The 15,656-nt window shown below is 64.3% G+C and carries 15 protein-coding genes and 1 pseudogene; all 16 read right to left on the bottom strand.

The features are described 5' to 3' along the window. Positions 1 to 9: 9 nt before the first annotated feature. Complete coding sequence (locus ACOJSJ_RS09090) at positions 10 to 798, bottom strand: DeoR/GlpR family DNA-binding transcription regulator (RefSeq protein ID WP_420144661.1); 789 nt, start codon at positions 796 to 798, stop codon at positions 10 to 12. Positions 799 to 1,148: 350 nt separating this feature from the next. Beyond that, the gene (locus ACOJSJ_RS09085) at positions 1,149 to 1,556 is read right to left on the bottom strand and encodes an MGH1-like glycoside hydrolase domain-containing protein (protein WP_420144660.1); all 408 of its coding nucleotides are present in this window, start codon (positions 1,554 to 1,556) and stop codon (positions 1,149 to 1,151) included. Between the two features lie 204 nt (positions 1,557 to 1,760). Then, positions 1,761 to 2,465 carry a hypothetical protein gene (locus ACOJSJ_RS09080; protein ID WP_420144659.1) on the bottom strand — a complete coding sequence of 235 codons (705 nt, stop codon included), beginning with the start codon at positions 2,463 to 2,465 and terminating at the stop codon, positions 1,761 to 1,763. Next, positions 2,453 to 4,921, bottom strand: a complete 2,469-nt coding sequence (locus ACOJSJ_RS09075; RefSeq protein ID WP_420144658.1) for a TcfC E-set like domain-containing protein — start codon at positions 4,919 to 4,921, stop codon at positions 2,453 to 2,455. Before ACOJSJ_RS09075 ends, ACOJSJ_RS09080 begins: the two co-directional genes overlap by 13 nt. A gap of 10 nt (positions 4,922 to 4,931) precedes the next feature. After that, complete coding sequence (locus ACOJSJ_RS09070) at positions 4,932 to 5,432, bottom strand: hypothetical protein (protein ID WP_420144657.1); 501 nt, start codon at positions 5,430 to 5,432, stop codon at positions 4,932 to 4,934. Positions 5,433 to 5,457: 25 nt separating this feature from the next. After that, a complete protein-coding gene (locus ACOJSJ_RS09065; protein WP_420144656.1) occupies positions 5,458 to 6,027 on the bottom strand; it encodes a hypothetical protein in 570 nt (189 codons plus the stop codon). Positions 6,028 to 6,595: 568 nt separating this feature from the next. Next, complete coding sequence (locus tag ACOJSJ_RS09060) at positions 6,596 to 7,867, bottom strand: TolC family protein (RefSeq protein WP_420144655.1); 1,272 nt, start codon at positions 7,865 to 7,867, stop codon at positions 6,596 to 6,598. After that, a complete protein-coding gene (locus ACOJSJ_RS09055) occupies positions 7,864 to 8,163 on the bottom strand; it encodes a DUF3240 family protein (protein WP_420144654.1) in 300 nt (99 codons plus the stop codon). Before ACOJSJ_RS09055 ends, ACOJSJ_RS09060 begins: the two co-directional genes overlap by 4 nt. Next, a complete protein-coding gene (locus ACOJSJ_RS09050; RefSeq protein WP_420144653.1) occupies positions 8,160 to 11,231 on the bottom strand; it encodes an efflux RND transporter permease subunit in 3,072 nt (1,023 codons plus the stop codon). Before ACOJSJ_RS09050 ends, ACOJSJ_RS09055 begins: the two co-directional genes overlap by 4 nt. Before the next feature lie 6 nt (positions 11,232 to 11,237). After that, on the bottom strand, positions 11,238 to 12,338 hold the full coding sequence (locus ACOJSJ_RS09045; RefSeq protein ID WP_420144652.1) for an efflux RND transporter periplasmic adaptor subunit: 1,101 nt from the start codon (positions 12,336 to 12,338) through the stop codon (positions 11,238 to 11,240). A gap of 83 nt (positions 12,339 to 12,421) precedes the next feature. After that, positions 12,422 to 13,441, bottom strand: coding sequence for a sensor histidine kinase (locus tag ACOJSJ_RS09040; protein WP_420144651.1), 1,020 nt, complete (start codon positions 13,439 to 13,441; stop codon positions 12,422 to 12,424). Further along, positions 13,438 to 14,115 (bottom strand): winged helix-turn-helix domain-containing protein, encoded by a 678-nt coding sequence (locus ACOJSJ_RS09035; protein WP_420144650.1) that lies wholly within the window; start codon positions 14,113 to 14,115, stop codon positions 13,438 to 13,440. Before ACOJSJ_RS09035 ends, ACOJSJ_RS09040 begins: the two co-directional genes overlap by 4 nt. Positions 14,116 to 14,133: 18 nt before the next feature. Continuing rightward, positions 14,134 to 14,301, bottom strand: a complete 168-nt coding sequence (locus ACOJSJ_RS09030; protein WP_420144649.1) for a hypothetical protein — start codon at positions 14,299 to 14,301, stop codon at positions 14,134 to 14,136. A 59-nt stretch (positions 14,302 to 14,360) separates the two neighbouring features. Beyond that, complete coding sequence (locus ACOJSJ_RS09025; protein ID WP_420144648.1) at positions 14,361 to 14,780, bottom strand: hypothetical protein; 420 nt, start codon at positions 14,778 to 14,780, stop codon at positions 14,361 to 14,363. A 202-nt stretch (positions 14,781 to 14,982) separates the two neighbouring features. After that, positions 14,983 to 15,192, bottom strand: a complete 210-nt coding sequence (locus tag ACOJSJ_RS09020; protein WP_420144647.1) for a hypothetical protein — start codon at positions 15,190 to 15,192, stop codon at positions 14,983 to 14,985. Positions 15,193 to 15,263: 71 nt separating this feature from the next. After that, positions 15,264 to 15,656: pseudogene (locus ACOJSJ_RS09015) on the bottom strand (hypothetical protein); the annotation flags it as partial.

Below are 15,656 nucleotides of genomic sequence, written 5' to 3'. Positions count from 1 at the left end.
CCCATGCCCTTATACCACCATCACCTCTATGCCTGCGGCTTCGAAACCCTTGCGATCTTCGTCGTTGATCCCACTGTCGGTGACGAAGATGTTGATCAGGTCGATCCCGCCCAGTGAGGAAAAGGACCGGCGGCCGATCTTGCTGCTGTCGGCCACCAATATGACTTCCTTGGCGGATTCGATCATCGCCCGCTTGACCGGCATGTCCGATAGCGAGGGAAAGGTCAGCCCCGCCTCGATCGACACGGCGCCGGTGGCGAGGAACAGCTTCTGTGCGAACAGCCCGGCGAAATGCTGCGCGGCGGATTCACCGCTGACCGACAGGGTCGGGGGCTTGAACAGCCCGCCTGACAGATGGATTTCGAAACTCGGTTTGCCCCCCAGCATCAGCGCGATATTGATGGCGTTGGTGATCACGGTCAGCCCTTCGCGATGCTCCAGATTTTTCGCGACCTCCGTCACGGTCGATCCGCTGTCGAGGATGATGGTTTCGCCGTCGGGGACCAGCGCCGCCGCAGCCGCGCCGATGCGGCGTTTTGCATCCATGTTGACCAGATGGTGCAGCGCCAGCGCAGCGACCTGCTGACTGACGGATTTCAGGAAGGCGCCGCCATGTTCGCGCACGACATGCCCTTCCTGTTCCAGCTTCTCCAGATCCTGCCGCACCGTCACTTCGGACACGCCAAAGGCATCCGACAAAGTGCGCACCCGCGCGCTGCCTTCTTCCTGAAGCCATTCCAGCATCTTCATCCGTCGCATTTCGCCCGACAGGCCATGCTGCTGGTCTTTGACATTCATCTGCGGCTTTCCCTCGGCGCACTTATCATCATGATCGCCCGTAGAGCATCATCCGATTAGATTGAATCGAATGATGCTCTAAATATCTTTTGCTGTTCGCATTCTGAAGTCGGCTGTTCCAGCCGACTTCAGAATGCTCCAAAGCATGATCCGGCCAATTTATATCGGATCATGCCCCTGCATCAGATCATTTCCAGCGCCAGCAGGTTCCAGTTCATGAAACCGCCATGGCTCAGCGGCTTTCCGGTATCGGGATGATAATATTCGTTGAGGCTGCCGTTGCTGGCGAGCGATGCGGTGAGCAGGGCGATGGTCTTGTCCGCCAGATCGTCCGCCTCCGCCGCAAAGCCTTAGCGGGACAATCCCTTCCGCGCGAAATAATTGGATATGATCCATATCGATCCCAGCCAGTTGCTGGGATTGCTGGAAAAGGCGGTGCCGTACATTTTTTCCTGACTGGACAGCGTCCGCACACCATGGGCCGCGCGCAACCGGTCGTCCGCGCGATAGTTACGCGCGATCATCGCGTCCGCCTGCGCCTTTGTCGCGATGCCGCGCCACATCGGAAGGAATCCGGTGAACTGCTGGAACCGCAGCGGGATGGTGGACCCTGCCATGTCCATGCCGCGTTCGACATTGGTGATCAGTTTCGCGCGCCGATCCACGCATTGCACGTCGACCGTGTAGAAAAAGGCGTCGCGACTGTCCCAGCACTGGTTCAGGATCGCCGCGCCCAGCCGGGCCGATCCTGTCCCCAATCTTTCGCCGGTCGGCGGCGGTCCGGGCAGGACAGTGAACAGTAAGTTAATTGTGCGATGAGTTGGAAGCGTCCGATCCGGATATTTTGTCGACAGGGCAGGGCGACAGCACGGATGTTTCGTACCGCTCGATAACGGATACTGCCCTTTGGTGCATTCGTGTCGATTGCGCCAAACAGGCAGTCGCCCTGTTGAGCTGGACGATCAGAAAGATTTTTCTTCGCTCTTGCCCGCCGTGGCGATGCGATATGTTATCCTGGCCGAACGGCTTGCAGGCTGGCTCCAGCTTTGACCGGGATACAGCCGCCGCGATGGCAGGGGCGAACAGCTCTCGCCGTTGCTCTGGCACAATTTTCCTTCATAAAGTTCCGCGTTGGTATTGCCGTCATTCTGCAGGGTCAGGGTATCGCCGACATGCTGGCCCGTAATCGCGGACCGCAGCGTGCGGGGCCGCAGGATGACCAGCGCATCATATCCCAGCAGCAGCTTGAGCGCCGATCCCGATGCCGTCACCGGCCCGGCGACCGGCTTCACCGTCACGCGCCATATCCGGTCCGTTTCACCACGCGGCGCGACCGCCGCGACCCGCACCAGCTTGCGTTCGCGGGGCTGAAGGATCATTTTCTGTGGCGTGACGAGCAACCCGCCGGTTGCGGGATCTATCACCGCTTCGCGCCTTTCGGCGGGCAGGCCCGGCGCTACGATCTCGAACGGCTGGGCCACGACATAGGCGATCTCGTCGCTGTCATTGGTGACCTCTATATCCTGCGCGACTGGCGCGCCGGGCGTGATGTCCACTACCGCCTGACTGAGTATCAGCCCCGCCTGCGCCGCGAGCGGCATGGCCGCGAAGGACGTCGCCACCATCGCGCCGATCAGGCGGGATTTCGCATTGTTCATGGCCGGCATGTCACATCTCCCAACGCTGTATAGGCTTCATCACTCTGCATTGCATTCAAAGTTACGCTACATGGCGCGCCGCCGCCCTGCCGGACGACGATGGTGGCGTCGCGCGCGGATTGCAGCTGGAAATAGCCATGATCGTCGCTGGCGCTGATGGCGCCGGGCGCGACGATGTCTGCATTCACGATGGGCGCGCCATCCGGCCCGATCAGCCGTCCGAACATCGCGGCGACCCAGTCCACCTTCCATCGCAGGTCGGCGACCGATCCGGGGAACAGGTCGATCACGCGCGGCCGGTTGTCGTAATTGACCAGATCGCCGCCCGTCGGCCGGATACGCACCGTATAGCGGCGATAGGGGAACAAGGGGATCACCATCCGGCGCCCCGACCGGACCGTGCCGATCGGACTTTCGTTCAACAGCACTTCGAACGATGCATCCTTCGAACTGCCGTCGACCGATACCATGATCATGCTGTCGGTCTGCCGCTGCGATCCGACATGCAATCCGTTGCCGGTCGCGGCGATTCCGGTCTGAAGGTTGAGCGCATATTGGGTGCCATTCTGTCCGTCGCCCCCGCGTTGCAGAACCGTGGCGGATGCATAGCCCAGCGGCCCCCTGTCTTCGATTGTGGCCTGCACCAGATTGATGCCGCCCACCTGCTGCAGCGTACCCGATGCGGTGACCTCGCCCAGTGTCGCGCTTTCGCGCTGCATGGAACCGGTGATCTCCATGCTTTCGCCCAGCCGCTGGCCGCTGCGCCGCGATACCGTCTGCGCGCCCGCGCTGACGCCCAACGAACTGCGCTGGCCCAGAATCTGGAGGCGCAGGCCAAAGGCCGTCGACTGGCCGCGATCGGTAAAGACATGGCTGCCATCGAACGTCAGCTGGACTCGATTGCGCTGCAGCAGTTGCCAGCGCACGGCAGGGCCGACGGCATAGCTGGCCGGCCGCCCGACATCCCGGCGCAGATAGGCGGACAGTCCGATCTGCGCCTGACCCATCCGATAGGTGACGGTGCCCACGGCCTGAGAAAAGGTCGTGCCGGCGAACTGCGCCTGCTGGAACTGCGCATCGGTGGCGAGCAAGGGATTGTCGCCATAATCGTCCAGCGGGATGATCGGCCGGTTGTCCTGGCTCTTGACCCGACGCAGATCGAAGTTGAAGCCCAGCCGCTCCCCCGCAGCGGAACTTAATTGCAGGATGGCGCCATGGTCGCCGCGTGTCGTTCCCATGATGGCGGCGCGCGCCTGCCCGATCCCGGCAAAGATGTTGACGCCTGCTTCCGTCAGGAGGAGGCTGCGCGTGCCGATCGCCGTGACATCCCAGGCGACATGCGAATTCATGCGGCGGGCGACCCCGGCCATTGCGATGGGATAGCGCGCTATGTCGACCGGACGGTTCGACCGCTCGCCGGCAAGGACACCGGCATTGGCGAAGAAAAAGGTCTGGCCCGCCGCCGGGATCGCCGCGCTTTTCGTGAAGAATCGCTGTTCCGTCCTGCTGGCGCCGCTATTTTCCTGTATCCGGATTTCGACGGGATAGGATCCGTCGGGCAGGCTGGACGTATCCAGCTGCTGATTGCCCGCTTCATAGACTTCGCTGCTGACCAGCCGCTGTTCGACGAACAGGTCGACGCGCGACCGCCCGGTAAGGAAAACGGTCAGCGGCGTGCCGTTGATGAGATCGCGATCGGTCCGCATGTCGGTCTGCGATGCCACCCCGGCCCCGACGATACGCCGGCGGCCGACCAGGTCCGCCCCCGGCGCATAGAACAGTCCCGCGCTGTAGCGAACATCCTGTCTGTCGATCTGCATGGCCGCGGTATCGAGATTGAACCCGCGCCCCGACCCCACCGACATGTCCGATACGAAGCGCGCGGTATCCGCGCCGACGACCAGGCGGTTGCGGATGCTGTAGAGTACCGGCTGGCCATCGCCGCCCGCCACCGACGCTGCAAGACTGTCGATCGCGGACAGCCTGCCGTCGATCGGCTTGAGATAGCGATCCGCCATGGCCGGCCGCACGTCGAGCAGATGCGGCGCGACATACAAGTCTACGCGAAAATGCCCTTCGTCATAGACGATCGCCGCCTGTGACGGCTTGGGCCGGTCGCACGGAATATTGGGATCGCTACACACCATGCCTGCATGGGTGTCGAGCGCGCCCGTCAGCGCCGCGGTCAGCGCGGGCGCGTCGCGCACGCCCGGTATCGCGGCAACGACCAGATCGGGGTTGAGTATGGTCAGCCGACCCGATCCGGTTTCGACTTCAAACTGGCCTATGCTGAGGCCGCCAAAGAAGATGTCGACGATGGCGTGCCTGTCCTGCGCCAAGCTGGCAAATTCGGCGGGCATGCCCACGGTGATGTTGGGGGCGTCCGCTACCAATGCGATCGCGGGGCGGCCCATACAGAGCGCAAGTGCGGCGATCAGGCGAAAGATGGAGGTGCGACGCGCCACGATATGACCGTCAGTTGGCCGCCAATATGATCGTCAACGTTCCGCTATAGCTGCCCGACTGCGCAGCGCTCAGTGCCGTTCCGCGCAGAATGACGATCAGGCTGGCATCGGTGACCTGTCCAAGCAGGCAGTTCAATGGCATGGTCTGCCCCGACAGTGGCACATTCGCCGTCAGGTTCGTGCCCGACGTCTGATTGGCAGTCCCGGTCCATTGCACTTCATAGGGAAGCAGCGCGCTGCCATTGGCCAAGGTAAAGGCCCCGCCCGTACCCGATCCTGCGGCCGTCACCGAATATCGCCCGCCCAGCAGTCCGCTATAGGCGCAGACCGACTGCGCCCGGACCTGATCGGCCGACAGGGTCGAGATGCTGCCGAAGGACACATCGGACAGGCCGGTAATCTGAACGTTGCCAAGCTGGGCCGCCGCCGGTTGCGGCAGCATCGCGCACAGGGCGAGCGCCAGAAGACGCGCATTCGCCCCCATGCGGCGGATCAGGCTTGCACCATCCACGGCCATTGCCGGTTTCGCGCCACGCTTATTGCGGCGTGACGAGCAGGGTCAGCGTGCCGGTATAGACCGTGGACGACTGCATCCCCTGCAATGCCGCCGCGCTCATGCCGATGATCAGGCTGGACGTGGTGGTGGGCGCGCTAGCGCAGGTCGGGGATACCGCCAGCGACGTCAGGCCCGACAGGGCCGTGCCAGCAGTAAGCGGCGAACCCGTCGCCTGACCGGAACTGGCGGCCCATTGTACGGTATAGGCCGCGGTCAGCGATCCGTTGGCCAGCGTGAAAGCGCCCGCCGTGCCGCTGCCGGTGGCGGTGATGCTATAGCCCTTGGTTGCGGTATTGCTCCAGACGCAGTTGCTTTGCGTGTTGGTGGCAGCACCGCTGGGATCGGCATTGGTAAAGCTCACATCGGCAAGACCGGTGATCTGCGCGCGATTGGGCACCGATGCCGTGATGGTGATGCTGCCCGTCGACGTCGCGCCAAGCGTACCTTGGGTAGCGGCCTGAGCCGTTCCGCCAGGCGTGCCGCACAAAACCGACAGGCCCACAAAAGCGCGAACCGCATTGGTGCAAATGGAGGACTTGCGCAGAAACATATCTTACCTATCCACTTCAAACACATTCCATGCCGCTACAAATGGCGCATCGGAAATCAGGTGCTTATGGAGGGGGTGAAAAGGTTAACAGTTTATCGGAGTCGTCCCCTGGCATCCTGCGAGTTCGACCAAGGTCGAAGAAGTGATGGAAAAACATGCCGACGACTATTTATCACCATCTGCCATAGCGCATCGCATTCTGATGCAGAAACAGCGTGCGCCCGCGCATTTTAAGAGTTTATCCCGGCAAAGGATTAGCGGATCATTCAGCCTGTTTCTTTAACCGTAATCAGCCAGTCGGACACAGTCCGTCGACCGGCATCCACGCGTTTCCGAACATGGTTCATGGCGATGACGTCGATTGGGCCAGCAACGATCGGGGCAGGGGGCTGCCTATCCTGGCGCAGGCCAAGGCCATGTGATTCAAGCATAGTCCGGGCGTGAGGGGGCGTCGCTTATGGATCAGCATGTCTGACGCCGGTCGAAATGCTGGCACTTGCCGAGCCTGCAGATCGATGAGGCCGGTGAATTTGCCGAAAATCCTTTATTCAACGGTTCACCTCAAATCTCAGTCTTTATGTCCTTCTTGCGACGTCCAGACTTCATGCGCATCGATCTGAATCCGCAGGATGGCCCGCAACAGACTGGCACGCGCATCGATTTCCTGACGGCGCGTCTCATTCGCCTGACGCCGGGCGATCAGCGTGTCGCCCAGATCGATCTGCCCCAGCTCATAACCTCTTTTCGTCCGGTTCGCGGCGGCGCTGGCACTGGCGGCGGCACTTTCCATGCTGCGCCACACGGCCTCGCGCGCGCGCACGTTGCTCAGGTCCGCGGCGGCGGTCGCCTCTATCTCGCGTCGCACGCGGGCGAGTTCCAGTTCGCCGGCGCTCGCGTCTGCGCTCGCCTGATCATGCGCGGCACGACGATAGCCGCCGCCCAGCGGAATGGAGCCGACCAGCCCGACGCCCTTTTCCAGCCCGCCCCGTTCGCTGAAGACGCGAATGCCCAGCGACGGATCGGCCATGCGATCGGCCCCGGCGCGGCGCGCCACCGTTTCCAGCCGTTGCGCTTCCCGTTCCGCCGCGCGGATTTCATGGCTGCGCGTGATCACCAGATCGCGCAGATCCTCCAGCGCGGTGACCGGCATGGCCGGATCGGCCAGCAACGGCGCATCCTGTGGTAATGCCAGCGTCGGGAAACCCGCCGCCAGCTTCACCCGCGCTTCGTCACGCGCCGCGCGGGAAGCGGCGGCCTGTGCCTCCGCCTGCGCCAGCGCGGACTGGGCCTGATCGACATCCAGCAGAGACGCGTCGCGCAACGCCGCGCGGCGACGCACCGCCGCCATGTCCTGCGTCAGGCTGGCGACGGAATCGCTGTCGGTGCGATGCTGGGCGCTGGCGACCAGCCAGTCGTGCCAGAGATCGGAAAAGGCGAGCGCCGTCTGGTGCCGCACATCCTCCATCAGGTTATGGGCGACGTCGACGCCCAGTTCCCCGGCCTTGCGGTCCAGCGCCGCCTTTCCCGGCAGGCGAAACGGGCGGGTCAGATTGACGTCATACTCGCCATAATCGCCCTCTCCCTCCGCCGAACGGCGCGATACGGTGCCCTGAAAGGTAAATTCATGGCTCCCCCGGCGTAGCATGGCGGCGCTGGCTTGGGCCGATCGCACGCGCGCCTGCGCCGCCGCCACGGCAGGATGGGTATCCAGCGCCTCGACCACCAGAGGTTCCGGTGGCAGGTCGGTGCGCTGTGCCATGGCGGGCGTGGCGGCAAGGATGGCTCCGGCCATGATAGTTCCGCTCAGGGCCGTAGCGGTCAGCAGCAGCGCGCGGATCATGCGATGCGCCCCCGCGCCGCGACCGGGCAGGCATGCCAGCGCACCGGATGCCCCCGGCGAACGCCGGTGACGATGGCGACCAGCGGTTCGACCGCCTCTTCCTGCACGATCAGGTCGATGGCCGCGCGGCGCAACGCACCGCGCACCTGTTCCCCGGCAACGGCGTCGCCGAAATCGCGCCCCAGCACCTGTTCGTCGCGCAGGTGAAGCGGCGCCTGCGTCCCATGGCGCAAGCCATCGGCCACGCCGTCGCGATCGACCGCGGCACAATAAAAGGTCAGTAACATGTCCGTCATGATTGGGCTTCCGTGGCGCCTTCACCGAAGCGCTCGAACAAGATGGGCAGGAGGATGAGGGTGAGCAGCGTCGAACTGACCAGCCCGCCGATCACCACGATGGCGAGCGGTTTCTGGATTTCCGATCCCGGCCCGGTCGCGAACATCAGCGGGACAAGGCCGAAGGCGGTGATGCTGGCGGTCATCAGCACCGGGCGCAGTCGCCTTTCCGCGCCCAGCCGCACCGCCTGCGCCATGCTCTGTCCCTCTTCGCGCAGCTGCCGGAAATAGGCGACGAGGACGAGACCGTTCAGCACCGCGATGCCAAGCAGGGCGATGAAGCCGACCGATGCGGGCACCGACAGATATTGTCCCGACATCCACAGCGAAATGATACCGCCGACCATCGCGAAGGGAATGTTGGCAAGGATCAGGAGCGAAGCGCGCATCGACCGCAGGGTGATCAGCAGCACCAGCAGGATCAGCAGCAGCGCGGCCGGTATCACCAGCATCAGGCGGGCGGAGGCCCGCTGCTGATTTTCGAACTGGCCGCCCCACACCATGCGATAACCGGCCGGCAGCCTGACCTCCCGATCGACGGTGGCCCGCGCCTCGTCCACATAGCCGACCAGATCGCGACCCGCCACGAACGCCTGCACCAGCGCGTAGCGGGAGCCGTTTTCATGGTCGAGCTTCACCGGTCCCTGCGTGCGTTCCACCCGCGCCATGTCGCTGACCCGCGCCACCGTGCCATCGGGTGCGCGCAATGGCAGGTCGGCAAAGCGTGTCGCGTCGCCCCGGATCGTCGCATCGCCCTTGACCAGTATCGGCACGCGCTTCTGTCCGTCCGCCACCACGCCCGCATGCACGCCCTCTATCTGGGCGCGCAGCATGTCCTGCATCTGATCGATCGGCATGCCGAAACGACCGGCGGCTGCGCGATCGATGTTGAGTTGCAGATAGTCGACATGGTCGTTCGCGACCGTCATCACTTCGGATGCGCCGCGCGTCTTCGACAGGATTTTCTGCACCTGCGCGGCCAGATCCGACAGGGTGGCAAGGTCCGGGCCGAATATCTTGACGGCCAGGTCGCCGCGCGATCCCGTCAGCATTTCCGACACGCGCATCTCGATCGGCTGAGTAAAGGTCGGCTCGATACCGGGCAGCCGGTCGATCGACCTGCGGATTTCATCCACCACGAAATCCTTGTCGCCGCGCCATTGCTTCTGGGGTTTCAGCACCACGAAACTGTCGGTTTCATTCGGGCTCATGGGATCAAGGCCGATTTCGTCCGTGCCGACGCGCGCGATGATCTGTTCGATTTCGGGCACGTCCTTCATCAGCGAACGCTGCACCGCCGTGTCGCCCGATACCGACTGGTCCAGGTTGATGGTCGGCAGCTTGGCGGTCTGGACGATCACCGATCCTTCGTCCATCGACGGCATGAACGTCTTGCCGACCGCACCATAGGCAAGCCCCGCCAGCACCAGTCCCAGCGCCGCCAGACCATAGATTAGCCGCTTCGCGCCAAAGGCCCCGTCCAGCAGTGCGCGGTAACGCGGCGTCAGCTTGCGCATGATCCAGGGTTCACCATGGTGCCCGGCCTTCAGCCCCAGCGAAGCCAGCACGGGCACGAGGGTCAGCGCGATCAGCAGCGATCCCGCCAGCGCAAAGATGATGGTCAGCGCGACCGGCGCAAACAGCTTGCCCTCCAGCCCTTCCAGCGACAGCAGCGGCAGGAATACGAGCGCGATGATGACGATACCGGCCGACACCGGCACCACGACCTCTCCGGTAGCGCGATAGACATTGTTCAGCCGGGGCGGGCCGTCATCCTTCGCATGGTTCAGCCGTTCCACGATATTTTCGACCACCACGACCGCCCCGTCGACCAGCATGCCGATGGCGATGGCCAGGCCACCCAGACTCATCAGGTTCGCCGACAGGCCCATGCCCCGCATCATCAGGAAAGTGACCAGCGCCGACATGGGCAGCGTCGCGGCCACGATCGCGGCCGCGCGCCAGTCGCCCAGAAACAGGATCAGCAGGACGACCACCAATATCGTGGCTTCGATCAGCGCCTTTTCCACCGTGCCGACGGCGCGACCGATCAGATCGGACCGATCGTAGAAGACGGCGATCTTCGTGCCCTTCGGCAGGGTCTTTTCCAGTTCGGCGACGCGCGCCTTTACGCCGTCCACCACCGCGCGGGCATCGGCCCCGCGCAGGGCGATGACCAGCCCCTGCACCGCCTCTCCCTTCCCATTGGCGGTGACCGCGCCGTAACGGGTCAGGCTGCCGGTGCCGACCGTCGCGACGTCGCCCATATGGACGATGCGGCCGTTGCGGGCGGCGATGACCATCGACTGAAGGTCCGCCGCCGACTGGAGCGCGCCGACGGCACGCACGATCAGCGCCTCTTCGCCCTGCGACAGACGGCCTGCGCCATCATTGCGGTTGCCCCGTTCGATCGCTTCCTGAAGGTCGGTGACCGTCAGCCCCGCGCTCGCCAGCGCGACTGGATCGGGCCGTACTTCGAAAGTCCGCACGAACCCGCCCAGCGCATTGACGTCGGCCACGCCGGGCACGGTGCGCAGCGCGGGCCGGATCGTCCAGTCGAGCAGGGTGCGCTTTTCCTCCAGGCTCAGCGGCCCTTCGATCGTGAACATGAAAATGTCGGACAGCGGCGTGGAAATCGGGGCCATGCCGCCCGATATGGCGGGGGGCAGGTCGCCCATCACGCCCGACAGCCGTTCGGCCACCTGGCTGCGCGCCCAATAGATGTCGGTGCCATCCACGAAATCGATGGTGATGTCCGCGATGGCATATTTGGCGGAAGACCGCAGGATCGCCTGCCCCGGAATGCCCAGCATTTCCATTTCGACCGGGGTGATGACTCGGCTTTCGACTTCCTCCGGCGTCATGCCGGGGGCTTTCAGGATCACCTTGACCTGCGTCTGGGCGATATTGGGATAGGCGTCGACCGGCAGGTTGACGAACGCCCATGCCCCCAGCCCGGCGGTCAGCAGGGCGAGCGCAATGACGATCAGACGATAGGAAAGCGCCCATGCGGCCAGCGATCTAAGCATCGCGCCTTACTCGCCCGTCGCCAGCGGCTTGAGCGCGCTGGTGCCCGCGACGACGACGGGGTCGCCCGCCTTGATGCCGGACAGGATCAATATCCTGTCGCCATCCTTGCCGCCGGTCTCGACCGGACGGGCAATGACGCCCGCGCGCGTCCGCACGAACACCATGTCCCCGCCGGGCATCGTCGTGACTGCGGTGGCAGGCACCAGCACGGCGCCATCGGGCGCCGGGCCGAACAGCGACAGGCTGGTGGCGCGCCCGGCCATTGCGCCGGGACCGGCGGGCAATCTGGCCTTCAGCGTCACGGACCGGGTCGCCGGGTCGATGGTCGATCCCACCGACGTCACCGTACCGCGCAGATCGTCGCCCAGCGCGACGGTCATGCCGGGCTTCACCTGCCCCGCCAGCCGTTCGGGCAATTGCGCCTGCGCTTCATATTGGCCGATGGCGTCGATCACATAGGGGGCGGTGGTGCCGTCGACAACGCTGCCCGCATGAATATTGGCACTGGTCACCCGACCCGCGATCGGCGCGGTCAGTGTATAGGTGCCGCTGGCGCCCGACCCGTTGACCATCGTCAGGATGCGGCTTTTTTCCGATACGTCGGCGCGGGCTTCACCCAATATGGCGCGCGCCTCGTCCGCGCGGGCGCCCGCGATGATGCCTTCCCGTTCCAGCTGCGACAGGCGGCTGGCGCTGGACTGCGCCACCCCCAGCCGCGCATTCGCCCGGCTGAGGTCCGCACCCATCGACAGCATGTCCCGGCTGGATATGATCGCCAGCGGCTGGCCGCGTCGCACCGTTTCGCCTTCGACCACCAGAATGCGGGTCACGACGCCGGGGAAGGTCGCGGCCACCGCAACGCGGGCGTTGGGCGGGGGCGCGATCACCGTGGGCACCACGGCGATCGGCGCTTCGCTGGCGGCCGTGGCAGCAGCGAATTTCAGGCCGAGCCGCGCGATATTGTCTGCGCTCAGCGGGATCGACCCATCTGTCGGCCGCCCGGCCGCGCTGTCATTGGCGGGTGCGCCCTGCTCCCCCGAACAGGCGGCAAGCGACAGGAGGGCGACAGCGCCGTACAAGCGCGCGAATCGGGACAGCTGGACCATGGGCCATGCCCTATGCGGTCAAACTGACGAGACCCTGACGATGCGCGCCGGGATCACCGGCACAGGCATCAACACCGGCAGGATCAGCGTTTCGGCGCGAAATCCAGCACCAGTTCCTGCGCCGTCGCCACGCTGCGCAGGGTGCCGTCATGCGCCGCCATGATCCGCGCGACGATCGCCAGCCCCAACCCCGCGCCTTCGCCGCTTGCATGATCGGCGCGGCGATGACGCTGGACCAGTTCGGCCAGCCGCTCTGGCGTCAGGCCGCTTCCGCCATCCTTCACCCGCAACTGCGGCCCCGGCCCCGCGATCACGGTGACCGCACCCCCCGTCGGTGTGACGCGAAGCGCGTTTTCGACCAGATTGCGCAGCGCCGCCGCCACCGTTTCGCGCTGTCCCATGATCGTCGTCGTTTCGCCCACGCGGGTCAGCGACAGCGCCTTGTCAGCGGCGATGGCACCCGGCGCCATCAGACTGACGACGTCGGCGCCGACATCATCCAGATGCACATTGTCGCGGATCGACTGGGCCACGCTCTGCGCCTCCACCCGCGCCAGCAGCATCAGCTGATCGATCAGGCGGCGCATGGCGACGACTTCGGTACGCAAGCGCGGCGCGTCCGGGTGGTCCAGCCCGTCCAGCTCCAGCGCCAGCACGGTCAGCGGCGTGCGCAATTCATGCGCCACATCGGCCGCGAACGCCTCATGATCTTTTGCCGCCTGATCCAGCTGGCCCAGCAGCCGGTTCGCGGCCTGTGCAAAGGGCACGGCCTCCGTCGGAAACGCGGCATGATCGATCAGCACGCCGCGTTGATGGCGTTCGGCCACCTGCAACTGGGCGACGGCCTGCCCCAATGGCGACAGCGCCCGGCGGATCACGATCAGGCTGGCCATGCCCATCGGGATGATCAGCACCAGTATCGGCAGGATGACATGTTCGAACAATTCGCGAAACGCATGCCGCGCCGCAACGGGATCGCCCAGCTGGGTAAAGCTCTGCCGGTGTTCGCGGATGATGAAGATCAGCAGCAGAGTTGTGCCGATGACCCCGACGATCGACAGTCCGATGAACAGCCGACGGGCGATCGAGCGGCGCGCGGTCACGCCACCGGTTCCCGCAACATATATCCCACGCCGCGCACCGTATGCAGCATGCCGCGCGCGCCCGCCTCCTCCAGCTTTCTGCGCAGGCGCGATACCGTCGCCTCGACCGCATTGGGTGTGACCGGTTCGGCAAAGGAATAGAGCGCGCTTTCGATGCTTTCGCGCCTGACGACTGCGCCCGCCTGACGCAGCAGAAGTTCCAGCAGGTCGGTTTCGCGACGGGCCAGATCGATCGCCCGCCCCCTGCATTGCGTCGTGCGGCTTGCGGAATCGAGCAGCAGCGGGCCGAAACGCAGTTCGGTCTGCGCCCGCGGTCCCGGTCGGCGCAGCAGGGCGCGGATGCGCGCGGCGATCTCGTCCACCTCGGCAGGCTTCACCACATAATCGTCCGCCCCCGCGTCCAGCCCGGTGATCCGGTCCTCCAGCGCGTCGCGCGCGGTCAGGATCAGGGCGGGCTGCATGAACCCGGCCCGCCGCATGTCGCGCAACCAGGCGATGCCATCGCCGTCGGGCAATCCCCGGTCGACGATCAGCAGTTCATGGACCTGCGCCGCCACCGCCTCCGTCGCGATGGACAGGGTTGCGGCGTGGTCGCAACGAAAGCCGCGCCGTTCCAGCCCGGCAATCAGCAACGCAGCCAGTCGGCCATTATCCTCGATCAGCAACAGACGCATGATCGCTTCCATTCCGTTTCAGGCAGAGTGGATCAACATATTTCTTTGGTGTTGGCCGATGATGGATTGGAGTATCGGCAGGCCATTTGGGATGTAAGCCAGGCGCACGGGCGTCATGACCAGCAGGCGGATCGCTTCGGGTGACGAATTAAAAGGGCGAAACGAGTTACCGACCAGCTTCGTCATTCGCGCTGTTTTATGTGCCAGATTTCGCTTCGGCAGCATTACCGGAACGACGCTATAGGTTAAAACCGTCGCTGCGACCGGCCATCGAGCCAAAGTCCGGCGGCCGATCTCGATACGAAGAACTGGTAAAAATCACCGTCGAGAATGCGCCGCATCTGCATTTTCATCAGTGAGTCCCGGACGATCATCGCTATTGTATCGCCCTTCCGATATATATCGGCGGTCGCGGTCGCGATCACTTCGGCGACTTCAGCTTTCTGAACGTCACCTTCAGACAAATCGACCATGGCGATCACGCGCAGTCCGTGCGCATGGATACACTGGACGACCTCTTTCCAATCAGCGAAGAAAGACTTCATTTGCTTTACCGACCCGAAGCCTTTGCCCGCCGAACGGGCGCGGCCGGTGTCGATATTATATTCGACAATCAGTTCGCCGGATTGTCCGTTTTCATCGTTAAGGTGGATGATCCGTTCCATCGGTGTCGCTCCGAAGCATCAGCGCATGCGCAAAGCTGCGGCATTTCGGTTTCCTAAATATAAATATTCTGTGTCCGAAGCAGGCGATAGGCTGGAACCTCCGGCACGGCGGATCGGCTGAGGATCGGACGGATATAGTCAATGCCTTGCAGGCCACGGCTCCGCATCTGATACACTCGTCGCTGCATGCAGCGAGGCGCGGTCAGTCGGCTGCCGGAAGTGAGCGGCGGCAAGGAGCCGGAGAACGTCGGGACAAAGACAGGATCGAGCGGATCGCCTTTTCCAACGCGAGTATATCGGCCGCGCTGTTAATTAATGCGGGCGTAACGCGAATGCAGGCGCCGTTGGCAGGCCCATCGCGGTGGACCGTGAAGATCCGATATTCATCGAGCATTTTTCTGGCGATCGCCATATTGTCCTGAACGCTGGTGCGGCTGGTGAAGAAGGATGTGATGCTGCCATGCAGGCGCGGATCGGCGGGGGTCAGAATGTCCAGACCCTTCGTCCCGCGCAGCTTTTCCGCCCACGGGTCGTGCAGGTGGGCATGCGTGCGGCGCGGTTGGCGTCGCCAATCACATCCTGAAAATCGAGTGCGGCGAGGACCGTCAGCTGTGCGGCGAAATCGACCGTGCCGGTATGGATGCGGGAATAGCTGTTCGCGGCGAAGGGCGGGCTGTTGGCGCTGTCCGGATCGATCAGGTCGACCTTGCCCCGGCGGATGTAGATGACGCCGACGCCTAGCGGCGCGCCCCACCATTTGTGCAGGTTGAAACCGATGAAGTCGGCACTAAGATCGGCCGGCCGAAAGTCGATCTGGCCCCCGCTGTGGGGGGGCGCGGCCCCAAGCGCGGGGCGGCGGCCCCCCGAGGGGGCGGG

The organism is Sphingobium sp. (assembly GCF_048594625.1).
Taxonomy (GTDB): domain Bacteria; phylum Pseudomonadota; class Alphaproteobacteria; order Sphingomonadales; family Sphingomonadaceae; genus Sphingobium.
The sequence above is the reverse complement of the archived record's forward strand: the minus strand, read 5'-3'. Positions and strand labels throughout refer to the sequence as shown.